The sequence below is a fragment of the Bradyrhizobium sp. Kon69 genome, from assembly GCF_055807515.1.
The window spans coordinates 1-22,163 of sequence record NZ_JBVVOS010000024.1 but is presented as its reverse complement, the minus strand read 5'-3'; the positions used below and the strand labels follow the sequence as shown (position 1 = coordinate 22,163).

Sequence of the window (22,163 nt, the reverse complement as noted above, 5' to 3'; positions counted from 1 at the left end):
GCCCTTACGCCAGGCAGCGGAACAGCAGCGCCGGATCGCGCTCGGGATCGATACGCAATTTGATCCCGCCCCATTCGATGCGGGCTTGTTCGCCGGTGAGGAGGTTTTCGAGTGCCGACACATGGTGTCGCTGCCCGCCGTCGTCAACCGTGACGTCGCCGAGCGGCAACCAGAATTCGCGCACGTGGCGCGAGAGCGCAACCACGGCCACGACGACATTGGCCGGGTCGGTCGCTTCCTTGACGAAAGCGATCGTCTCGCCGTCTTCGATGCCGAGGAAGCGCAGGTTCGCCGTCTGCTGAAGCGCAGCATTCTCCTTGCGGATGCGATTGAGCTCCGCGATGTAGGTCTTGATATGGACGGGCTTGTTCCAGTCGCGCTGCTTGATCTGGTATTTCTCGGAGTCGAGATATTCCTCGCGGCCGGGGACCGCGTCGTGCTCCAGCAACTCGAACCCGCTATAGACGCCGTAATTACCGGACAGCGTCGCCGCCAGCGCGACGCGCGATTTGAACGCCCAGGTCTCGCCGCCCTGGAGATGATAGGGCAGCAGGTCGGGCGTGTTCACGAACAGGTTCGGCCGATAGAAATCACGTTCGGGATAGCGCGTCAGCTCGCCGAGATATTGCTCCAGCTCCCACTTCGCCGTGCGCCAGGGGAAATAACTGAAGGATTGTGCAAAGCCGAGCTTGGCGAGGCCCTTCATCAGCTTCGGGCGCGCAAACGTCTTGGAGAACAGGATCACCTCGGGATGCCGGCGACGGATGTCACGGATCAGCCACTCCCAGAAGGCGAGCGGCGCGGTATCGTGATTGTCGATGGCGAAGATGGTGACGCCGTGGTCGATCCAGAACAGCATGGCGTCGCGAAACGCATTCCACAGTCCAGCCCGGTCGACGGACGTGAAATCGGGGATGACGATATCGGAATAGGGCCCGTCAGCCGTCCGCACCGAGCGATCCGGGCGCCATTTGAACCATTCCGGATGCTGCGTCAGCCACGGGTGGTCCGGCGAGCATTGCACGGCGAAGTCGAGCGCGAGCTCGAGACCATATTCCAGGCAGGTCGCGACCAGCGCGCGAAAATCCTCGATCGTGCCGAGTTCGGGATGCAGCGCGTCGTGCCCGCCTTCAATGGCGCCGATCGCATAAGGCGAGCCGGGATCGCCGTCGCCCGCCACCGGCGTGTTGTTGCGGCCCTTGCGCCGGCTACGGCCAATGGGATGGATCGGCGTGAAGTAGAGCACGTCAAAGCCCATCGCGGCGATGTCGGGCACGCGCGCGATGCAGTCGCGGAGCGTGCCATGCTGTCCTGGCACCACGCTCTGGCTGCGCGGCATCATCTGATACCAGGCGCCGAAGCGTGCCTTGTCGCGGTCGACGAACAGCGGGAATAGTGCCGAGCGCGTGAGATCAGGCCGCGACTGGCTCTCGGCCATGGCGGCGCCGAGCTCGGTTGCCAGCAGCGGGGCAACGTCGCCGGTCTGAAGATAGTCCTCGCATTGCCTGACGATGACGGCGGCGGCGTCCTGCTGCGCGCCATGCGCCTTGGTCAGAAGGCCGGCGCCCTCGATCGCGTCGAGCGTGACGTCGGCACCGGAGCGTTGCTTGCGCGCGACCGCGTGCGACCAGGTGGCGAATTCGTCGGTCCAGGCTTCGATCGCATAGACATATTTGCCGGGCTCGACGGGTGTGAACGCGCCGGACCAGCGGTCATTGCCGTGAGGGATCATCGGCTCGCTCTGCCATTCGCGGTCCTGCTCCTGTCGCCAGATCAGCGCTGCGCCGATCACGGCGTCGCCGTCCCGGTAGATGTCGGCCCAGACCTCGACCGGTTCGCGCGCGATCCGCTTCACGGGGAAGCGCCCGCCGTCGATCAGGGGATAGACGTCCTCGATGAGGAAAGTGCTGCCGGCTGCGGCACTCTCGACAGTTTGAATTGTCTTGTTCACGGTGATGCCATTGACAAGAAAGCAGGAGCCCGTTTCCCTTGCCGGGAACCTACGCTTGATACCACTATAGAAAGCCGCTTGTGTGTCATTGGTTCCGTTGGGAACGGCAGGTGCGGTTTGCGAGTTAACCCTGACTAACCTCTTCCGCGACCTCGTTAAAATCAATTCCCCCGGCCAGAGAATGGCTTGCAAGCTGCGTGCCGAATGGATCTTTTAGCTCAAGCCCGGATCAAGGGCGTTCAATCTGAATTCGTCGATGCCCTTGGAAAGCTGCGGGTCACCGATCCCGTGGCCCTCAAATCCATCCTCGACGCCCTGCCGGAAAAGCGGGTTTACCGCTTCGTCAGCGGGCCCGTGGTGGTCCGCGCCTTGGGACAGCCGCGCACCGAATTGGTGACGATCGGTGCGACGCCGCTCAAATGGAAGATGACCGGCAACGGCAATTTGATCGCGCAAGGTGAGACGCGCGAGCCCGTGATTGCCTGGCCCGCCGGCCTACCGCTCGGCTATCACCGCCTGACGCTGACCGATGCCGAAGGTGTGACGGAAGAGGTGCCGATGATCGTGGCGCCGGAGCGGGCCTTCGGCGGCGATTTCGACCGGGGCTGGCTGCTTGCCGTGCAGCTCTACAGCGTCCGCTCGGAGCGCAATTGGGGCATCGGCGATTTCACCGACCTCGCCGGTCTCGTCCGGCTCGCCAAGCAGTTGGGGGCCGACGGCGTCGGGCTCAATCCCCTGCATGTTTTGTTCGACGACCATCCGGCCGATTGCAGCCCCTATTCGCCGAACAGCCGGCTGTTTCTCAATCCGCTCTATATCGACGTCGAGGCGATCCCGGAATTTTCCCCCGATCTCGTCCCCGACGCGGCCGCAACCGCGGCGCGGCTCCGCGACGGCGATCGTGTGCCCTATCCGGACATGGCGGCCTTGAAATGGCTCGGCTTGCGCGCCGCCTTCGAGAGCTTCGTGAAAACCGCGAGCGGCGTCCGCCGTAACCAGTTCGACGCCTTCCGCGCGGCTCGCGCGCCGCTGTTGTCCCGCTTTGCCTGCTTCGAGGTGCTACGCCATCGCTTCGCGGCGCCGTGGTGGGAATGGCCGATGGAATGGCAAAAGCCGGACGAGGCGAAATGCGCCGAGCTGCGCAGCGGGCCCGACAAGCACGAGGTCGAGTTCGTCGAATTCGTGCAATGGACCGCCGATAGTCAATTGCATGCCGCCAAGGAGCTGGCCGGCCAGCTCGGCATGCGGGTCGGGCTTTATCTCGACGTTGCTGTCGGCGTGCAGTCGAACGGCTTCGATGCCTGGAACGAGCAGGGGGCGATCTCCCGTCATCTCGCGGTCGGCGCGCCGCCGGACGTGCTCAACACCATCGGCCAGGATTGGGGTCTTGCCGGCTTCAATGCCGGTGGCCTGGAGGCGCAATCTTTCGTGCCGTTCGCCGACATGCTCGCGGCTTCGATGCGCCATTCAGGGGCCATCCGTCTCGATCACGTGCTGGGCTTGAAGCGGCTGTATCTGGTGCCGCGCGGCTTCAAACCCGACAACGGCGCCTATGTGCAGATGCCGTTCGAGGCGCTGCTGGCGACCGTGGCGCGCGAGAGCGCGGCCCATAAGTGCATCGTGATCGGCGAAGACCTCGGCACGGTGCCGGAAGGATTTCGCGAGACCATGCAGGATTTCGGCATCTGGTCCTACCTCGTCATGATGTTCGAGCGCGACGATGCCGGTCACTTCCGGCCCGTCGATCACTACCGGCCCAACGCGCTGGTGACGCTGAACACCCATGATTTGTCGACCTATGCCGGCTGGCGCTCATTCAGCGATCTCAAGATGAAGCGCTCGCTCGGGCTCGATCCCGGCGAGAACGATCAGGCCCGCTGGGATGCGCTCGGCCTGCTCGACGAGATCCTGCGTGCCAACGGCATCCGTGCCAATGATGTCTATTCGGTGCTCGCCTTCCTGTCGCGCACGCCGTCGCGGCTGCTTGCGGTGTCGCTGGAGGATCTGCTCGGCGTGATCGACCAGCCCAACATTCCCGGCACGATCGACGAGCATCCGAACTGGCGTCAGCGCCTGCCTGTGACGCTCGACAAGATCGCCTCGAAAGTCGATCTCGCGGCTTTGAAGGCCGCGACACGGGAACGCTCATTGCCCGGCGGGCGTTGATCGCCGGGGCTCCGAGGCTGCCGTTTTCAAGGCTCGTACGCCATTGTCTCAGAAAATTGAGGACTATGCGCTGATCGGCGACTGCGAGACCGCGGCGCTGGTCGGCCGCAACGGCTCGATCGACTGGCTGTGCTGGCCGGCCTTCGATTCCGATGCCTGCTTTGCCGCGCTTCTCGGCACACACAAGAACGGCCGCTGGCTGATTGCGCCGGGCGAGGACGTCACCGCGACGTCGCGCCGCTATCTCGGCGACACCCTCATTCTCGAAACGCGCTTCGAGACGAAGAGCGGCACCGTCGCGCTGATCGACTTCATGCCGCCGCGCGGCAAGGCCTCCGACATCGTGCGGCTGGTCCGCGGTGTCAGCGGCACGGTCAAGATGCGGATGGAGCTCGTCATCCGCTTCGGCTTCGGCGTCGACATCCCGTGGGTGCGGCGGATCGACCATTCCCTGCTGGCGGTCGCCGGGCAGGACATGACCGTGCTGCGGACGCCGGCGCAGACCCGCGGTGAGGATCTGACCACGGTTTCCGATTTCGAAGTGAAGGCCGGCGAGACCGTGCCGTTCGTGCTGACCTACGGCCCCTCGCATCTCGAGCCGCCCCCGCCGATCGACCCGGAGTTCGCGCTCCAGGAGACGGAAAAATTCTGGCAGGACTGGTGCAGCCACTGTCATCGCGATGGCGACTACCGCGACCTGATCGTGCGCTCGCTGATCACGCTCAAGGCGCTGACCTTCGGTCCGACCGGCGGCATCGTCGCGGCGCCGACCACCTCGTTGCCGGAGAAGCTCGGCGGCGCCAGGAATTGGGACTACCGCTTCTGCTGGCTGCGTGACGCCACCTTCACGCTGCTGGCGCTGATGAACTCGGGCTATACCGAGGAAGCCCTGGCCTGGCACAATTGGCTGTTGCGTGCGGCGGCAGGCTCACCGTCGAACATGCAGATCATGTACGGCATCTGGGGGCAGCGGCGGCTGCTGGAATGGGAAGCCGGTTGGCTCGATGGCTACGAAGGCGCGCAGCCGGTGCGCGTCGGCAATGCCGCGCATGCGCAGCTCCAGCTCGACGTCTACGGCGAACTGATCGACGCCTTCCACCAATCGCGGATGGCCAAGCTCAAGCTCGACGACGAGACGACCTGGGCGCTGGAATGCGCCGTGCTCAAGCATCTCGCCGAAGTCTGGGACCAGCCCGATCATGGCATCTGGGAGCGGCGCGGAGAGCCGAAGCACTATGTCTTCTCCAAGGTGATGACCTGGGTCGCCTTCGACCGCGGCATCAAGAGCGCCGAGACCTTCGGCTTCAAGGCGCCGCTGCTGCACTGGCGCACGTTGCGCGAGGCCATTCATCGCGACGTCTGCAACAGGGGCTTCGACGCGGAGGAGAATGCCTTCGTCGAGTCCTACGGCTCGAAACTGCTCGATGCCAGCGTGCTGCTGCTGCCGGCCGTCGGCTTCCTGGAAGCGTCGGATCCGCGCATTCGCGGCACCATCGCGGCGATGGAAAAGCACATGATGCCTGACGGCTTTGTGTTGCGGCACGATCCGCGCGAAGTGTCCGAGGAGAAGCAGCCGATCGAGGGCGCCTTCCTCGCCTGCACTCTGTGGCTGGCCGATGCCCATGTGCTGTCGGGCGATCTCGACAAGGCGCAGATCCTGTTCGATCGCGTGGTCGGTATCGCCAATGATGTCGGGCTGCTGGCCGAGGAATATGATTCAGGCGCCAAGCGTCAGACCGGCAATTTCCCGCAGGCGCTGACGCATATCGCGCTGGTCAACACCGCGCATAACTTGTCGGCGGCAAGGCAGGGCAGCGAGAAGCCGGCGATGCAGCGGTCGAAGCAGTGACTCTTGCCCCTAGACTCCGAGCCATTCCAGGCCGGCTGGGAGCTCGCCTGTTGTAAAATCCACCTGAAGCACGCGGCGTTGCATCGGAGTGATGGCCGCGTCCGATGCATGGAGAATGGGTGTCGCATAGAGCCAGATGTCGCCAGCATTGGCCAGGCAGGCGACCGTGCCACAATGCCGCACGACGTCCTTCACGTCCTGCTCGGCAATCCGTCCAAGCTTGTGCGACCCGGGCGCAATCAACAGCGGTGCGTTGGTGTCGGGGATTGTATCGATATGAACCCGCAACGTCACCATGTCCGACAGCAGCGCAAAGGGCGGCTCGACATGCTGCATACCACTCTTGACGCTCCAGGTCTCGAAGCCGTCAACGGCGATGCGTTCCTTCACGGCGATGGTGCGGTCCTGGTGCCAACCGAGCGCCCAATTCGTCGCGGCGGTCTTGTTGAACAGGATGGCTCTGACCGGACGACAGGCTGCTCCGAGCACTGATGCGGCGCAATTTCCGACAGGTCCGCTCGCGGCAAGGAAAGCTGCGAGACCTTCGACGCCTCTCAGCCTCAGCCCGGCGTGATCGGGCGGCAAATGAGACAGGATTTTCTCAAGCTGGTGCAATTGATCGGAGGCCAGCGCTTGCCGGAATAGCTGCGCGCCATCCTCGAAAAAAGTTAGCTGTTCGAGTCCCAAGTTGCGCACCACAGTCGATCGCTTAGCCCACCTCGTTCCGCTTCAAGATCATCTCCATCGCCTCCGCAAAACCGTCCTGCTCGTTGGACGCGGTGACGTGGGTCGCCTGCTCCTTGACACTGTCGGCGGCGTTGCCCATGGCGATCGAGGTGCCGCTGACGCGGAACATGGCGAGGTCGTTCTGCATGTCGCCGATGGTGGCGACCGCGTCCGTTGAGATGCCGAGGCGCCTGGCCATGGCTTGCACGAATGTGCCCTTGTCGAAGCCGGGCGGGGTGATGTCGAGGTAATAGGTTTGCGAACGCACTGCCATCGCCTCGCTGCCGAGTGCCTGCTGCATCGCCTTCTCGCAACGCTCGAGGCCAGCCGCATCGGCGCTGGCGCCAACGATCTTGCAGGCGCTGGCGAGATACGGTGAAAAGTCCGTCACGATGGTGGGATCGGAGCGGATGGTGTGCTGCTCGTGAGCGACGTATTGGCCATCAGGCTTGTCGATCAGCCATTTGTCGGTGGTGAACAGCCAGATGTCGGCGCCGAAGTCCCGGAGAATTTGCAAGCTTCGCTCGGCCGCGCCGGCGGGGATGAGATGCTGCTCGACCGGATTCATCTCGGGGTCGACGATCGAGGAGCCGTTGAACGGGCCGACCGGCAGCCAGAGCGCCAGCGGCTCGATCAGGAAGCGCATGCCGATCGCGGGGCGGCTCGACGTAATCGTGAAACCGATGCCGGCCTGGTGCAGACGCTGCACCGCGGACCTCGCGCGGTCGGTCAGCGTCTTGTCCTTGGTCAGCAGCGTACCGTCGACGTCGGAGACGACGAGCGAGATTTTTGTCATGGCGGTCCCTTGGATGTTTTCTTGGGTGTTTGGCCTCAGCGTTTCGCGCCGCCCAGTTTCAACTGCCGCACCGCGCCGTCCACGATCGCTTCCACGGATTCGTCGATCGAGACGGTGATCACGTGCTCGCCAGCCTCCGGCGGCTCCAGCGTGTTGAACTGGCTCGTCAGCAGGCCGGGCGGCATGAAGTGCCCCTTGCGTTGCGCCAGGCGTGCGGCGATCAGCTCCTTCGTGCCCCTGAGGAAGACGAAGCGGACGTCGTCGCGTCCGCGCAGCAGCACGTCCCGATAAGTATGCTTCAGCGCCGAGCAGGCGATGATCACGTGCTCGCCCTTGTCACAGACCCGCGCGATCTCGTCGGCGATGGCGTTGAGCCAGGGCCAGCGGTCCTCGTCGGTGAGGGGATGGCCGGCCCGCATCTTCTCGACATTGCTGGCGGGATGAAAGCTGTCGCCGTCCTCGAATCGCCAGCCCAGCCGCTCGCCCAGCGCTTTTGCAACCGTGCTCTTGCCCGAGCCCGACACGCCCATCACGATCAATGCACAAGGTGCTTCAACGCCCGTCACGAATTCCCCCCGGAAGCGCGGCTTGGTCGACCAGCCAGACGGTCTCGCCATTCGAGCGCGCGCGTACAGCCGGCAGAGTCTCGCCATTGAGCAGGCGCGTCAAGATCGGCTGCTTGTCGTGCCCCGCTATCTCGAACAGCATTTCGCGGCAGGACGCCAGCGCGGGCAGGGTGAGCGAGACCCGTGGCACGAAGGGGGCAACATTGGCCTTGAGGACGCCGACCACCCAGCGCTCGGTCTCCTCGATCGCGGGGTAACCCGGGAAGAGCGACGCGGTGTGGCCGTCGGGACCTGCGCCCATCAAGACTATGTCGAACAGCGGCCGCGCCGGATCCAGGCTTTCCGCGCCATAGAAAGCCTGCAGCTCGCGCGCATAGGCCTCGGCGCTCTGATCGGGGGTGTCAGCCGTCGTCGGGATCGGGTGAACATGGCCGGAGGGCGCGTTGCGATCGAGAAAGGTCGCGCGGGCAACCGCCATATTGTTGAGGGGGTCGCTTTCGGGCACGAAGCGCTCGTCACCGATGAACCAGTGCACGCGCTCCCACGGGATTTTTTCGCGCCAGGCCTCGCTGCCCAGCAGCTGGTAGAGCTTCTTCGGGCTGGAGCCGCCGGTCAGGCAGATCGCGATGCGCCCGGGATTGTCGGCGATTCGCGCCATCACCCGCTCGGCCGCGGCCCGCGCGAGAGCCTCGGCGTCGGCCGCGACGATGAGCTTCGGCTGTCCGGCTGCCGTCACGAAAACTTGCGCCAGCTTCGGCCGTCGCGGCGGAGCAATTCATCGGCGCAGGCGGGGCCGTCGCTGCCGGCTTGATAGGTCTCGATGCCGTTGCTGCCCGCGTTCTTCCAGGCGTCCAGGAACGGCTGCACCGCCTCCCATCCGGCTTCGATGCCGTCGGCGCGCTGGAACAGGATGTTGTCGCCGATCATGCAGTCGTAGATCAGCGTCTCGTAGCCGGTCGAGGGATCGGCCCGGAAATAGTCGCCATAGCGGAACTTCATCTCGACGCCGTCGATGGTGACGCTCGGCCCCGGGATCTTGGCGTTGAACTGGAGCTCGATGGTCTCGGTCGGCGCGATGCCGATCGTCAGGAAGTTCTGGGAGAGGCGATCGACAGCGGTGCCTGAGAACATCGACAACGGTGCCTGCTTGAACTTGATCGCGACCTCGGTGCGCTTGTGGCCGAGCGCCTTGCCGGTGCGCAAGTAGAACGGCACGCCGGCCCAGCGCCAATTGTCGATCATCAGCTTCAGCGCGACATAGGTCTCGGTGGTGCTGCCGGGTTTGACGTCCTCGGTCTTGCGATAGTCCGGGATCTCATCGTCGCCGATTTGCCCCGACAGATATTGGGCGCGCACCGAGCTCTTCAGCGCTTCTTCTTCGCTCGGGCGCTGAATCGAGGTCAGAATCTCGGCCTTCTCGGAGCGCACCGAATGGGCGTCGAAACGCGCCGGCGGCTCCATCGCGACCAGCGACATCAGCTGAAATAGATGGTTCGGCACCATGTCGCGCAGCGCGCCGGTGGCATCGTAGAAGCCGCCGCGATGGCCGACGCCGAGCTTTTCCTCCACCGTGATCTGGATGTGGTCGATATGGTTGCGATTCCAGATCGGCTCGAACATGCCGTTGGCAAAGCGCAGCACCAGGATGTTCTGCACCGTCTCCTTGCCGAGATAGTGATCGATCCGGTAGATCTGGTGCTCGTCCATGATCTTCAGCAGCTCGCCATTCAGCGCGCGCGCCGAGGCGAGGTCGGTGCCGAACGGCTTTTCGATCACCAGCCGCCGCCAGGCGCCGTTCTCCTTCATCATGCCGGTGCGGCCGAGCTCGCGCGCGGTCGGCGCGAACGCAGCCGGCGGGGTCGCGAGGTAGAACAGCCGGTTGCCGCCGGTGTCCTGCGCGCATTCCAGGGAATCCAGATGCTCGCGCAGGCGATCAAAGGATGGCGGATCCTTTGCGTCGGCTTCGACGAAGGTCACGCATTCCAGCAGCTTCCTGGCAATGTCGTCGTCCACCGGACGGGTCGCGAACTGGCGCAAGCCCTTCAACAGGCTGTCGCGCAGCTCGTCGTCCGACTGGCTCCGGCGGGCGACGCCGACCACGCAAAACTTTTCCGGTAACAGATGCTCGGCCGCAAGATTGTAGAGCGATGGCATCACCAGCCGATGGGTGAGGTCGCCGGTGACACCAAAGATGACGAAGGCGCAATTTTCCGGCTTGCGCTTGGCTTGCGGGTCTTTTGTCACGAACTATTGGCCTTCGCTTGTTACGTTTTACTTCCGAGCTATTTGGGCTTCGAAGCAGCCGGCTGCTTCGGCTCCTTGTGGCCGCCGAAGCCGGCTCGCATCGCTGAGAGAATTTTCTCCGCGAAGGTGTGTTCCTTGCGGGAACGGAAACGTGCGAACAGCGCCGCGGTCAGGACTTCGGCCGGCACGGCCTCGTCGATTGCGGCGTTCACGGTCCAGCGTCCTTCGCCGGAATCCTCGACGAAACCGGAATATTCCGTCAACGCCGGGCTGTCGGCGAGCGCCGTCGAAGTGAGATCGAGCAGCCAGGACGGAATCACGGAGCCGCGGCGCCACACTTCGGCAATATCGGCGAGATCGAAATCGTAACGATGATCCGCCGGCAAGGCCTCGATGTTGGCGTTCTTGAGAATATCAAAACCTTCGGCGTAGGCCTGCATCAGGCCGTATTCGATGCCGTTGTGGATCATCTTGACGAAATGCCCGGCGCCGACGGGGCCGGCATGGATGTAGCCCTGCTCGATGCGGGGATCGCGGCCCTCACGTCCCTCCGTGCGCGGAATGTCGCCGGCGCCGGGCGCGAGCGCGGCGAAGATCGGATCGAGCCGATCGACCACCTGTTTCTCGCCGCCGATCATCATGCAATAGCCGCGGTCGAGGCCCCAGACGCCGCCGGAGGTGCCGACGTCGACATAGTGGATGCCGCGCTTCTTCAGCGCCTTGCCGCGGCGGACGTCGTCCTGCCAGAACGTGTTGCCGCCGTCGATGATGACGTCGCCTTCCTGCATCACGCCCGCGATCGTGTCGATCGTGGTCTCGGTGATGTGGCCGGCCGGCAGCATCACCCAAGCCGTGCGCGGCCGCTCCAGTTTCGCAATGAACTCTTCGAGCGTCGCCGAGCCGACAGCGCCGTCTGCGGCAAGGCCCGCGACGGCCTTGGCATCCTTGTCGTACACCACCGTCGAATGTCCGTGGCGCATCAGGCGGCGAACGATGTTGCCGCCCATCCGGCCGAGGCCGATCATGCCGAGTTGCATTTGAGGAATTCCCTTAGTTCAGTGCGTCATTGAGCGCCGCATTGAGCGCCGCGAGACCCTTCTTGAGCCCACCCTTCAGGTGGACGCGCAGCGCGCGCCGGCCGCGCTCGGTAAGCACGTCGAAGTCGCCGCGCGCCTGCGCGGCCTTGATGACGCCGAAGCTGGCCTTCTGGCCCGGCACCGGCAAGTCCCTGGCATCGTCGGCGGTGATCTGGAGGAACACGCCGCTGTCGGGCCCGCCCTTGTAGGCCTGCCCGGTTGAGTGCAGGAAACGCGGTCCGAACTCGGCGCAGGTTGCGACATGTCGCTTCTCGCGCACTTCGAGCCGCATGGTCTGGAGTGCGTCGATCGTCGCCTTGTCGCGGGCGATGTAGCCGAGCAGGGCGACATAATCGCCATGTTTGGAGCGCGACAGATGCGCCTTCAGCCATGAGGTGAAGTCGCCGTTGGCGCCGGCGGCGCGCAGGGCCACGGCATTGGTCTCGTCGGTGTAGAGATCGGCCTCGGTGGTGCTGACCACCGGCCGTTCGGCCGGCAGCGCGCCGGTCTTTTCGAACGAGGCGGTGAGCTCCCGGGTCTTGATCTTGGCCGCTTCCACGTCCGGCTGGTCGAACGGGTTGATGCCGAGGATGCTGCCCGCCACCGCCGTTGCCATCTCGAAGCGGAAGAACTCCTGGCCGAGATGGTCGATCGACTTCATCACGATGCGCACGACGGGATGGCCGGCCGCTTCGATCGCAGCAAGCTGCGAGTCATGGGCGGCATCCGCCTCACCCTCGATACGGATGTCGATGAAGAGCCGGTCATTGCCATAGACCGCGGGCTCGCCCAGCGGCTCGCCGTCGATCGGGATCAGGCCCTTGCCGTTCTTGCCGGTCGATTCCGCGATGAGCTGCTCGGCCCAGGCGCCGAAATCGGCGATCTTCTTCGACGACAGGATCGTCACCTTGTCGCGGCCTTCGAGCGCTGCATGGCCCATGGCAAGGCCGAGCTGCACGCCGGGGTTCTCACTTGGCGGCACGTCCGGTCCGCAGGAGCGGGCCATCGCAAGCGCGTGCTTGATGAAGGTCTTGATATCGATGCCCGCGGTTGCCGCCGGCACCAGCCCGAACGGCGAGAGCACCGAGTAGCGTCCGCCGATGGAGGGCTCGCCGTGGAAGATGCGCGCGTAGTTCAGCGTCTTCGCCGCCTTCTCCAGCGACGACCCGGGATCGGTGACCGCAATGAAGCGGTGGCCGGTCTTGACCTTCGGCCCGACCGCCTGCGCGACGCGCTCGTGGAAATAATCCTTCATCGCATTCGGTTCGGTGGTGCCGCCGGACTTGCTGGAGACGATGAACACGGTGTTGGCGATGTCGATCCTGGCCTCCATCGCCCGCACCTGTGCCGGATCGGTGGAATCCAGCACGTGGAGCTTCGGGAACCCGGGCTTCTTGCCGAAGGTCTCGGCCAGCACCTCCGGCCCGAGGCTTGATCCGCCCATGCCGAGCACGACGGCGTCGGAGAATTTCTGGCCTTTCACGCGGCTGGCATAGTCCTCATAGTCGGCGACGTCGGCCTTGGCGGCGCTGTCGAGCCAGCCGAGCCATTTGTCCTCGTCGGTGCCGGTCCAGACCGATTTGTCGCGCTGCCACAGCCGGCGGATCTTTGCCGACGCGCGCCATTCCTCGGTGCTCTTGGCCACGGCCTTGCCGAGACCGTCGCCGAGCGAGAGAAGCTGGCGGTCGATCGCGGGCCCAAGCACGGTGGCGCGCTTGTGGGCGACCGCGCCATAGAGCTTGTCGGCGGCGTCGGCAAATTGCTTGACGCCATCCTTGACGAGCTCCTCGGTGATGGCATCGAGCGAGACGCCGGAGCGCTCCAGCTCTTCCAGCACGCGCCTGGCGTCGTCGACATTCTCTTCCAGGCTGTCGCGCGGCGTGCCATGGTCGCGGAACGCATCCAGTGTCGCCGGCGGCACGGTGTTGATGGTGTCGGGACCGATCAATTCCTCGACATAGAGGACGTCGCTGTAATCCTTGTTCTTGGTGCCGGTCGAGGCCCACAGCATGCGTTGCGGCTTGGCGCCCTTGGCGGCGAGCTTGTCCCAGCGGGGACCAGAGAACAGGCGCTTGTAATCCTGGTAGGCGACCTTCGCATTGGCGATCGCGACCTTGCCCTTCAGCGCGGCGAGCCGTTCCTTCTCGCTCGGGTCGTTGGCGCGGGCGATCTTCTCGTCGAGCTGCTTGTCGACCACCGAGTCGATGCGGCTGACGAAAAAGCTCGCCACGCTCGCCACGTGCGAGGGGTCGCCGCCACCTGCGACGTATGTCTCCAGACCGGCGAGATAGGCCTCGGCAACCTGCAGATAGACGTCCCTGGAGAACAGCAGCGTGATGTTGATGCTGATGCCGTCGCCGATCAGGGTCTCGATCGCCGGCAGGCCCTCCGGCGTCGCCGGCACCTTCACCATCAGATTCTTGCGGTTGACGTCCTTCCAGAGCCGCCGCGCCTCGGTGACCGTTTCACCGGTGTCCATCGCCAGATAGGGCGAGACTTCCAGGCTGACATAGCCGTCGCCGCCCTTGAGGCGGTCGTAGACCGGGCGCAGCACGTCGGCGGCGTTCTGGATGTCCTCGACCGCGACGGCCTCGAACAGGTCGGCGACCGACCGATCGCCGCGCTTCAACGCCTTGCCGATCGGCGCGTCGTATTCGTCCGAGCTGCCGATCGCTTTCTCGAAGATCGAGGGGTTGGAGGTGACGCCCTTGACGCCGTCGGTGTCGATCAGCCGCTTCAGGTCGCCCTTGGCGATGAAGCCGCGGGCCAGGAAGTCCAGCCAGACGGCTTGTCCGTGCTTTTCCAGTTCTTTGACGGGATTCATGATGCTAATTTATCTCCAAGCCTGCGGGCGAGGGGTTTCCGCGCCGGTCCTGACGCGCTATCCTCTAGCTTACATGCATCCTTGAGGGAACCAATCAAGGGTATGGGCGTCATATCCTCCAGTGTAACTCCGTCGCGGTCATGGCGATCCGCGTAGAGGGAGCCGAGTTGCGTAAAAGGTCGTTGGCCGTGAGAAAACGGCCTGGCCTCGTTGCGTAACGTCAGCTGCCTCGGCTCGTCGCTCGTGGCTGCGCGGAGTACTCATCAGCGGATTCCGGTCCGCCTGATGCGTCGTGGCTCGGTCGCGAATGGCCATGCTGGGGGAAAGCATGCAAGCACATCATGACCGTCTGGCGCTCGCTGTCACAGACAGTCCCCAATCGGCCCCGTCGACCGGAAGCGTCGATGCGTCCCACGATCTCGAAATCGGTCCATGTACGACCCAAACCCGGCTGCTGGTCGTAGCGGGCTTCGCCACGACGCTGCTCAGCGCGACACTCGCCTTGGGCTGGTGGGATGCTTTTGGCGATTACGACACGACGGTCGGCTCTGCTGGCGTGGTGGTGTTCGCCCTGATGACCGGTCGGCTGATCTGGATGCTCCCCGCCGAACGGGGATCGGTGGTGATCGTCACCCCCTATGGCATCCGCGATCTCCGCATCGGCAATGAATTTCTGCTGTGGGACTCGATCGCGGAGATTTCGGCTGAAGAACGCCGCGGGCGCAAGGTGATCGTGCTGACGCCGACGCCGGCCTTGCAGCGGCAGCTCTGCACCATCCGCGGCTTGGCCCGTTGTGCGCAGGACGATCGGCAGAACGACCGCATCGTCATCCGGTCGGAGGGCCTGGCGACCGATTTTGATACACTGCTGCGCGCTTGCCGCGACTGTCACGCCGCCGGCGGTCCACCCACCGCATTGCAGCAGGAAGATGAACGCGGCACCCAAGGCTTCGCCGTACAAGCGTCATAAGATCGCCGTTCGCAGATCGCTATGATGGGGCGCCGGATGAACGCATCCCCGGTAACGCCCGGATGTTGCGAGCGAGTGACATTTTCTGGAAATGAGCCAATATAGACAAAGATTCGCTCAAATATCAGGCAGGTGCCTGTTCGTAACTCACCCTGTGCCTACGTTGTGCGTTGCGCCGAGAAGGCGCCCGGGTGTCGAATGATCGTCATGTGCTCACGCTGATTCGAGAGTGGCGCTAAGGAACGGTCCGGTCGCTGCTTTCGTTCAATTGTGTAGCGGAACTCACGCGGAGAGGGATCATGTACAACGATTCTCTATTCAACGCTTTCGCTAAGTCGTTCGAGGCGAGAAGCCAACACGACATGTCGATGGCGGAATATCTGGAATCGTGTCGAAGCGATCCCATGAAATACGCGAACGCGGCCGAACGACTGCTAGCAGCGATCGGTGAGCCCCAGACGATTGACACGGCCAAGGACCCACGCCTTGGCCGTATTTTTTTGAACCGCACGATCCGCACCTATCCGGCCTTCGCTGGCTTCTACGGCATGGAAGAAACCATCGAGCGCATCGTCGGTTTCTTCCGTCACGCGGCGCAGGGCCTCGAAGAGCGCAAGCAGATCCTGTATCTGCTCGGTCCGGTCGGCGGCGGCAAGTCCTCGCTCGCCGAGCGGCTCAAGTCGCTGATGGAAGTGCACCCGATCTACGTGCTCAAGGCCGGCGACGAGCTCTCGCCCGTGTTCGAAAGCCCGCTCAGCCTGTTCGATCCGGATCAGCTCGGCCCGATGCTGGAAGAGAAATACGGCATTCCGCGCCGCCGTCTCACCGGCCTGATGAGCCCGTGGTGCTACAAGCGGCTGGAAGCCTTTGGCGGCGACATTTCCCAGTTTCGGGTCGCAAAGATCCAGCCGTCGCGGCTGCGCCAGATCGGAATCGCCAAGACCGAGCCGGGTGACGAGAACAACCAGGACATCTCCTCGCTGGTCGGCAAGGTCGACATCCGCAAGCTCGAAACCTATGCGCAGAACGATCCCGACGCCTACAGCTATTCCGGCGGCCTCAACCGCGCCAACCAGGGCGTGCTCGAGTTCGTCGAGATGTTCAAGGCGCCGATCAAGATGCTGCACCCGCTGCTCACCGCGACGCAGGAAGGCAACTACATCGGCACCGAGAACATCGGCGCTATTCCGTTCACCGGCGTCATCCTCGCGCACTCCAACGAAGCCGAATGGTCGAGCTTCAAGGCCAACAAGAACAACGAGGCCTTCATCGACCGCATCTGCGTGATCAAGGTGCCTTATTGCCTGCGGATCACGGAAGAGCAGAAGATCTACGAGAAGCTGATCCAGGGCTCCGAGCTCGCGGCCGCGCCTTGCGCGCCCGCGACGCTGGAAACGCTGGCGCGGTTCTCGGTGATGTCGCGCCTGCGGAAGCACGAAAATTCCACGACCTACGCCAAGATGAGGGTCTACGACGGCGAGAGCCTGAAGGAGACCGATCCGAAGGCGCGCAGCGTCCAGGAATATCGCGATGCCGCCGGCGTCGACGAGGGCATGGACGGTGTTTCCACCCGCTTTGCCTTCAAGATCCTGGCTGCGACCTTCAACCACGATCCGCAGGAAGTCGCCGCCGACGCCGTGCATCTGATGTACGCGCTCGAGCAATCGATCAAGCGCGAGCAGCTGCCCGAGGAAGTCGAGAAGCGCTACCTCGAATTCATCAAGGCCGACCTGGCGCCGCGTTATGCCGAGTTCATCGGCAACGAGATCCAGAAGGCTTATCTCGAATCCTACTCGGATTACGGTCAGAACCTGTTCGACCGCTACGTGGACTACGCCGATGCCTGGATCGAGGACCAGGATTTCAAGGACGCCGACACCGGCCAGCTGCTGGATCGCGAACTCTTGAACCAGGAGCTGACCAAGATCGAGAAGCCGGCGGGCATCGCCAACCCGAAGGATTTCCGCAACGAGGTGGTCAAATTCTCGTTACGGTCGCGCGCCCAGAACGGCGGTAAGAATCCGACCTGGATCTCCTACGAGAAGATTCGCGATGTGATCGAAAAGCGGATATTCTCCCAGGTCGAGGACCTGCTTCCGGTCATCTCCTTCGGGTCGAAGAAGGACGGCGAGACGGAGAAGAAGCACGGCGAGTTCGTCGCACGCATGGTGGAGCGCGGCTACACCGAGCGTCAGGTTCGCCGGCTCGTCGAATGGTACATGCGCGTGAAGCAGGCCGGTTGAGGCGGATGGAAAAGTGCCGATTCACATTATTGACAGGCGCCTGAATCCAGGCGGCAAGAGTCTCGAGAACCGGCAGCGGTTCTTGCGTCGGGCCAAATCCCTGGTGCAGGGCGCCGTCAAGAAGACCTCGCAGGAACGCGACATCAAGGACGTCCTGGAGGGTGGCGAGGTCACCATTCCGCTTGACGGCATGCACGAGCCGCGTTTCCGCCGCGACGGCGGAACGCGCGACATGGTGTTGCCCGGCAACAAGAAGTTCATCGAGGGCGACTACCTCCAGCGCTCCGGCCAGGGCAGCGCCAAGGATTCCGGTCCGGGCGAAGGCGACAGCGAGGACGCCTTCCGCTTCGTGCTCAGCCGCGACGAATTCGTCGATCTCTTCCTCGATGATCTCGAGCTTCCCGATCTCGCCAAGCGCAAGATCGCGCAGACCGAGAGCGAGGGCATCCAGCGCGCCGGCTACACCACGTCGGGCTCGCCATCCAACATCTCGGTGAGCCGGACGGTTCGGCGCGCAATGGCGCGCCGTATCGCGCTCAAGCGCCCCAGCAAGGAGGAGATCGAGGAGCTCGAAGCCGCCATCGCCGCATGCGCGGACGAGGACGAGCGTCTGCTGCTGCTGGCCCAGCTCGAAAAACTGAAGGCGAAGTCCAAGCGCATTCCCTTCATCGATCCGATCGACATCCGCTACCGCCGCTTCGAGACCGTGCCCAAGCCCGTTGCCCAGGCCGTGATGTTCTGCCTGATGGACGTGTCGGGCTCGATGTCCGAGCACATGAAGGATCTCGCCAAGCGCTTCTACATGCTGCTCTACGTCTTCCTGAAGCGCCGCTACAAGCATGTCGACATCGTCTTCATCCGCCACACCGATCGCGCCGAGGAGGTCGACGAGCAGACCTTCTTCTACGGCCCGGCTTCCGGCGGCACGCTGGTCTCCAGCGCGCTGCAGGCGATGCACGAGATCGTCCGCGAACGCTTCAGCCCGTCGGACTGGAATATCTACGCCGCGCAGGCCTCCGACGGCGACAATTCCTATTCCGACGGCGAGCTCGCGGGCATGCTGCTGACCGACAAGATCCTGCCGGTCTGCCAGTTCTTCGCCTATCTCGAGGTCGGCGAGTCCGGCGGCAGTGCCTTCGATCTGTCCGACTCCTCACTCTGGACCCTCTACGAGCGCCTGCGCAACAGCGGCGCACCGCTCTCGATGCGCAAGGTCAGCGAGCGCAGCGAGATTTTTCCGGTGTTCCACGATCTGTTTCAGCGCCGCGACACTGCCCAGGAGAAAGCCGCTCCATGACGGAACGCTTGTTCGAAGGCGCCGATTGGGATTTTCACACCTTGCAGCGCATCACGGATGCCTGCGAGGAGGTGGCGACGAAAGATCTCGGGCTCGACGTCTATCCGAACCAGATCGAGGTCATCACCGCCGAGCAGATGCTGGACGCCTATTCGTCGGTCGGCATGCCGCTGTTCTACAAGCACTGGTCGTTCGGAAAGCACTTCGCGTATCACGAGGCCTCATACCGCAAGGGCCTCATGGGTCTTGCCTATGAGATCGTGATCAACTCGTCGCCCTGCATCTCCTACCTGATGGAGGAGAACACGGCGACGATGCAGACCCTGGTGATCGCGCACGCCGCCTTCGGCCACAACCACTTCTTCAAGAACAACTATCTCTTCAAGCAGTGGACCGACGCCGACGGCATCCTGGACTATCTGGATTTCGCCAAGAACTACGTCATGCAATGCGAGGATCGCTACGGCCGCGTCGAGGTCGAGCGCACCCTCGATGCCGCGCATGCGCTGATGTCGCACGGGATCGACCGCTATCCCGGCAAGAAGAAGCTCGATCTGCGCGCCGAAGAGAAGCGGGCAGGGCGCCGCCGCCAGCACGAGGAGGAGGTCTTCAACGACCTCTGGCGCACCGTGCCGGCAGGAAAGAGCAAGACCCGGTCCGCGCTCAGCATCGAACGGCGCCGCAAGCTGCTCGGCCTGCCGCAGGAGAACCTGCTGTATTTCCTCGAGAAGAGCGCGCCGCGGCTGGCGCCCTGGCAGCGCGAGCTGTTGCGCATCGTGCGCCACATCGCGCAATATTTCTATCCGCAGAGCCAGACCAAGGTGATGAACGAGGGGACGGCGACCTACGTCCACTATCGCATCATGACCAAGCTGCATCAGCAGGGCCGCATCAGCGACGGCAATTTCCTCGAATTCCTGCAGTCGCACACCAACGTCGTGTTCCAGCCCGAATTCGACGACCAGCGCTTTTCCGGCTTCAACCCCTATGCGCTCGGCTTCGCCATGATGCAGGACATCGAGCGCATCGTCACGAGGCCGGAAGACGAGGACCGCGAATGGTTCCCGGACATCGCCGGCAAGAACGACGTGATGGGTGTGCTGCGCGACGTCTGGGCCAACTACCGCGATGAAAGCTTCATCGCCCAGTTCCTGAGCCCGAAGCTGATGCGGCACCTCCGCATGTTCCACCTGCACGACGATCCCGAGGAACGCGCCGGCATTCGCGTCGACGCCATTCATGACGAGCGCGGCTTCCGCCGGGTCCGGCGCGAACTGGCACGGCAGCACGATGTCGGCTACATCGACGCGAATATCGAGGTGGTCGACGTCGATCTCTCCGGCGACCGGCGGCTGATCCTGCATCACCATGTCATCAAGGGCGCGCAGCTCAACGAGACCGACGCCAAGCGCGTGCTCCAGCATCTGGCCGATCTCTGGACCTACGACGTCGCGCTGATCGAGGTCGACGCCAACGACAAGGTGCTGCGCGAATACGTCGTAAGCCCGCGCCCGATCTCGGCGGTGGCCTGACGGCGGCTGACTGTGCAGAGCAATACGTCGAGATGCGCGTTGATGTGCCCTCGCCCCTTGTGGGAGAGGGCGGCGATGCCAGGAGACACAAGCTCACTTGGGTGAGGGGTATCTCTCCACATTTTCCCGTGTCGATAGAGACCCCTCATCCGGCGCTTCGCGCCACCTTCTCCCACAAGGGGAGAAGGAAAGCGTTCGTGGCTCCGCGACGACTGTTCTATCCGGAACGTTTCGCCGGCTTGTTCTTGGCTTTCGACGCATTCAGCTCCACCGCCGCGCGGATCAGCGCCTTCAACGCCTTCTCGTTGATCTTGTCGCCTTCGCGAATATCGATCGCGCGGCGCACGTTGCCGTCGAGGCTCGAGTTGAACAGGCCCGCGGGATCCTCCAGCGCCGCGCCCTTGGCAAACGTCAGCTTCACCACGGCCTTGTAGGTCTCGCCGGTGCAGATGATGCCGTCGTGCTCCCACACCGGAACGCCGCGCCACTTCCATTCCTCGACGACATCAGGGTCGGCCTCCTTGATCAGGCCTCGGATTCGCCCGAGCATCTCGCCGCGCCAGTCGCCGAGCTCCTTGATCCTGCCGTCGATCATCCTGGATGGAGTAGCGCCATCCGTCTTCGTCGTGCTGCTGTTTTTCGCGGTCACGGCCTTCTTCATGTTCACGCCTCTTGTCGGGCGCCGCGGCCGCGGCCGAGATAGGGCTGCGCGAACATATAGAGCCCGGTCGCGAGCAACGGGATCAGTGGGACCAGCGCGAGGAAGCCGATCCAGATGGCCTGGAGCTGCATGGTCATGGCGACGATGTTGGCGATGACGGCAAGCGTGAAAGCGATCGACAGCCAGCGATGGATCTGCCGAATCCACATGTTTCCGGTCAATGAAACCTCCTTTTGAGATGATCGAATGAAGGCCGGCGGCCGAGCTAATCTGCCCGGGCCAGCAGTTCGTCCAGCTTGGCGAAAAACTGCTTCCAGCCGGCATGCGCGCCGCCGAAAGCCTGCTTCTGCGTCGGGCTGAAGCCCGCTTGCTCGACACGCAGATGCGTGCCTGCACCCGTGGGCGTCAGCGTGAAGGTCACGACGCTCTTGAGATCGAACGCCGCGTCGTCATGCGAGAAATTCCAGGTGTAGGCGAGCGTCTTCTGCGGCTCGATGGTGAGGACCTCGCAGTCCAGCACGCCGCCCCACTCGCCGCGAAGGTTGAAGCGGTGGCCCACGCTCGGCTTGAAGTCGTTCTTCATCAGCCATTCCTCGATCAGATGGGGCTGCGTCAGCGCGCGCCAGATCCGCTCTGCCGGAAAGGCAAATTCGCGCTCGACGACGACAGATCGGGTTTCGGTCGCGGATTCGTTCATTGGTCCATCCTCTTCAGGAGATCGTCGAGCGCGTCGAGCCGGTTCTGCCAGAATCCGGCCATCTGGCTGGTCCAGTCGATCAGCGGATTGAGCGCGCCGGGCTGGGCGCTGTAATGCGTCTGCCGCCCTTGATGCCGGTCGCGCACGAGGCCAGCCTGCTTCAGCGCGCCGAGATGTTTTGAGACTGCGGGTTGGGACACGCCCGACAGTGCTGTCAGGGCCCCGACCGTCTGTTCGCCCTCGCGGCACAAGCGCTCGAAGATCGCCCGACGGGTGGGGTCGGCGAGCGTCCTGAACAGAAGGTCGTGAGCGGCGACGGGCATGGAATCCATAACCTGTAAGTTATGGGTGTATTCATAACCGTGGGATTATGGGTAAGTCAAGAGGTTGTCTCGCCCGGCGGCAGCCCCACGTTTCCGTCATTGCGAGCGAAGCGAAGCAATCCAGAATCTTTCCGCGGAGGGACTCTGGATTGCTTCGTCGCGAGGGCTCCTCGCAATTGTGCATGTCCACTAATTCGCTGATCGAGTGGCGTGTGTCTTGGTCTCGGCAAATTCCTTTGGAG

The 22,163-nt window shown here is 63.7% G+C and carries 18 protein-coding genes; 6 read left to right on the top strand and 12 right to left on the bottom strand.

Translation table 11 applies throughout. The features are described from left to right. Positions 1 to 4 precede the first annotated feature (4 nt). Positions 5 to 1,951, bottom strand: a complete 1,947-nt coding sequence (locus tag AC0L3U_RS28185; protein WP_473364011.1) for a maltotransferase domain-containing protein — start codon at positions 1,949 to 1,951, stop codon at positions 5 to 7. Positions 1,952 to 2,155: 204 nt separating this feature from the next. On the opposite strand from AC0L3U_RS28185, the gene malQ reads away from it, so the two are divergent. Both malQ and AC0L3U_RS28175 read left to right on the top strand, forming a co-directional pair. Beyond that, positions 2,156 to 4,117, top strand: a complete 1,962-nt coding sequence (gene malQ / locus AC0L3U_RS28180; protein WP_473364010.1) for a 4-alpha-glucanotransferase — start codon at positions 2,156 to 2,158, stop codon at positions 4,115 to 4,117. 43 nt (positions 4,118 to 4,160) lie between these two features. Beyond that, a complete protein-coding gene (locus AC0L3U_RS28175; RefSeq protein ID WP_473364009.1) occupies positions 4,161 to 5,966 on the top strand; it encodes a glycoside hydrolase family 15 protein in 1,806 nt (601 codons plus the stop codon). Positions 5,967 to 5,975: 9 nt separating this feature from the next. Here AC0L3U_RS28175 and AC0L3U_RS28170 read toward each other — a convergent pair whose 3' ends face one another. The 7 genes from AC0L3U_RS28170 to AC0L3U_RS28140 are packed head-to-tail and all read right to left on the bottom strand — an operon-like array spanning position 5,976 to position 14,198. Continuing rightward, positions 5,976 to 6,662, bottom strand: coding sequence for a phytanoyl-CoA dioxygenase family protein (locus AC0L3U_RS28170; protein WP_473364008.1), 687 nt, complete (start codon positions 6,660 to 6,662; stop codon positions 5,976 to 5,978). 13 nt (positions 6,663 to 6,675) lie between these two features. After that, positions 6,676 to 7,488 (bottom strand): HAD family hydrolase, encoded by an 813-nt coding sequence (locus tag AC0L3U_RS28165; RefSeq protein ID WP_473364007.1) that lies wholly within the window; start codon positions 7,486 to 7,488, stop codon positions 6,676 to 6,678. Between the two features lie 35 nt (positions 7,489 to 7,523). Then, entirely contained in the window at positions 7,524 to 8,054 is a 531-nt protein-coding gene (locus AC0L3U_RS28160; RefSeq protein ID WP_007595717.1) for a gluconokinase, read from the bottom strand. Further along, positions 8,041 to 8,790, bottom strand: coding sequence for a 6-phosphogluconolactonase (gene pgl, locus AC0L3U_RS28155; protein WP_473364006.1), 750 nt, complete (start codon positions 8,788 to 8,790; stop codon positions 8,041 to 8,043). Before pgl ends, AC0L3U_RS28160 begins: the two co-directional genes overlap by 14 nt. Then, positions 8,787 to 10,298 (bottom strand): glucose-6-phosphate dehydrogenase, encoded by a 1,512-nt coding sequence (zwf, locus tag AC0L3U_RS28150; protein ID WP_473364005.1) that lies wholly within the window; start codon positions 10,296 to 10,298, stop codon positions 8,787 to 8,789. Before zwf ends, pgl begins: the two co-directional genes overlap by 4 nt. Positions 10,299 to 10,336: 38 nt before the next feature. After that, positions 10,337 to 11,335 carry a phosphogluconate dehydrogenase (NAD(+)-dependent, decarboxylating) gene (gnd, locus tag AC0L3U_RS28145; RefSeq protein ID WP_473350228.1) on the bottom strand — a complete coding sequence of 333 codons (999 nt, stop codon included), beginning with the start codon at positions 11,333 to 11,335 and terminating at the stop codon, positions 10,337 to 10,339. A 13-nt stretch (positions 11,336 to 11,348) separates the two neighbouring features. Continuing rightward, complete coding sequence (locus AC0L3U_RS28140) at positions 11,349 to 14,198, bottom strand: bifunctional transaldolase/phosoglucose isomerase (protein ID WP_473364004.1); 2,850 nt, start codon at positions 14,196 to 14,198, stop codon at positions 11,349 to 11,351. Positions 14,199 to 14,505: 307 nt separating this feature from the next. Here AC0L3U_RS28140 and AC0L3U_RS28135 point away from each other — a divergent pair, with 307 nt between their 5' ends. From AC0L3U_RS28135 to AC0L3U_RS28120, 4 genes are all read left to right on the top strand, one after another. Then, entirely contained in the window at positions 14,506 to 15,168 is a 663-nt protein-coding gene (locus AC0L3U_RS28135) for a hypothetical protein (RefSeq protein ID WP_473364003.1), read from the top strand. Between the two features lie 299 nt (positions 15,169 to 15,467). Beyond that, positions 15,468 to 17,411 (top strand): PrkA family serine protein kinase, encoded by a 1,944-nt coding sequence (locus AC0L3U_RS28130; protein WP_007595704.1) that lies wholly within the window; start codon positions 15,468 to 15,470, stop codon positions 17,409 to 17,411. Positions 17,412 to 17,430: 19 nt separating this feature from the next. Further along, positions 17,431 to 18,708 carry a YeaH/YhbH family protein gene (locus tag AC0L3U_RS28125; RefSeq protein ID WP_473294067.1) on the top strand — a complete coding sequence of 426 codons (1,278 nt, stop codon included), beginning with the start codon at positions 17,431 to 17,433 and terminating at the stop codon, positions 18,706 to 18,708. Then, complete coding sequence (locus AC0L3U_RS28120) at positions 18,705 to 20,240, top strand: SpoVR family protein (RefSeq protein ID WP_007613791.1); 1,536 nt, start codon at positions 18,705 to 18,707, stop codon at positions 20,238 to 20,240. The genes AC0L3U_RS28125 and AC0L3U_RS28120 overlap by 4 nt, the downstream gene beginning before the upstream one ends. A gap of 217 nt (positions 20,241 to 20,457) precedes the next feature. Here the strand turns inward: AC0L3U_RS28120 and AC0L3U_RS28115 are convergent, their stop codons facing one another. Genes AC0L3U_RS28115 through AC0L3U_RS28100 form a run of 4 tightly spaced genes read right to left on the bottom strand, consistent with a single transcriptional unit; the run spans position 20,458 to position 21,921 of the window. Next, complete coding sequence (locus AC0L3U_RS28115) at positions 20,458 to 20,901, bottom strand: DUF1801 domain-containing protein (RefSeq protein ID WP_473364002.1); 444 nt, start codon at positions 20,899 to 20,901, stop codon at positions 20,458 to 20,460. Positions 20,902 to 20,903: 2 nt separating this feature from the next. Further along, a complete protein-coding gene (locus AC0L3U_RS28110; protein WP_473364001.1) occupies positions 20,904 to 21,122 on the bottom strand; it encodes a hypothetical protein in 219 nt (72 codons plus the stop codon). A gap of 44 nt (positions 21,123 to 21,166) precedes the next feature. Continuing rightward, positions 21,167 to 21,598: an SRPBCC family protein gene (locus AC0L3U_RS28105; protein ID WP_456768297.1), complete on the bottom strand. Its 432-nt coding sequence runs from the start codon at positions 21,596 to 21,598 to the stop codon at positions 21,167 to 21,169. Continuing rightward, positions 21,595 to 21,921 carry an ArsR/SmtB family transcription factor gene (locus AC0L3U_RS28100; protein ID WP_027570575.1) on the bottom strand — a complete coding sequence of 109 codons (327 nt, stop codon included), beginning with the start codon at positions 21,919 to 21,921 and terminating at the stop codon, positions 21,595 to 21,597. The genes AC0L3U_RS28105 and AC0L3U_RS28100 overlap by 4 nt, the downstream gene beginning before the upstream one ends. Positions 21,922 to 22,163: the final 242 nt, after the last annotated feature.

Bases quoted from the DNA above. Each gene is read 5' to 3' on its own strand.
- malQ (WP_473364010.1), top strand. From the start codon at position 2,156: ATGGATCTTTTAGCTCAAGCCCGGATCAAGGGCGTTCAATCTGAATTC.
- AC0L3U_RS28165 (WP_473364007.1), bottom strand. From the start codon at position 7,488: ATGACAAAAATCTCGCTCGTCGTCTCCGACGTCGACGGTACGCTGCTG.
- gnd (WP_473350228.1), bottom strand. From the start codon at position 11,335: ATGCAACTCGGCATGATCGGCCTCGGCCGGATGGGCGGCAACATCGTT.
- AC0L3U_RS28140 (WP_473364004.1), bottom strand. From the start codon at position 14,198: ATGAATCCCGTCAAAGAACTGGAAAAGCACGGACAAGCCGTCTGGCTG.
- AC0L3U_RS28135 (WP_473364003.1), top strand. From the start codon at position 14,506: ATGGCCATGCTGGGGGAAAGCATGCAAGCACATCATGACCGTCTGGCG.
- AC0L3U_RS28130 (WP_007595704.1), top strand. From the start codon at position 15,468: ATGTACAACGATTCTCTATTCAACGCTTTCGCTAAGTCGTTCGAGGCG.
- AC0L3U_RS28120 (WP_007613791.1), top strand. From the start codon at position 18,705: ATGACGGAACGCTTGTTCGAAGGCGCCGATTGGGATTTTCACACCTTG.
- AC0L3U_RS28115 (WP_473364002.1), bottom strand. From the start codon at position 20,901: ATGAAGAAGGCCGTGACCGCGAAAAACAGCAGCACGACGAAGACGGAT.
- AC0L3U_RS28105 (WP_456768297.1), bottom strand. From the start codon at position 21,598: ATGAACGAATCCGCGACCGAAACCCGATCTGTCGTCGTCGAGCGCGAA.
- AC0L3U_RS28100 (WP_027570575.1), bottom strand. From the start codon at position 21,921: ATGCCCGTCGCCGCTCACGACCTTCTGTTCAGGACGCTCGCCGACCCC.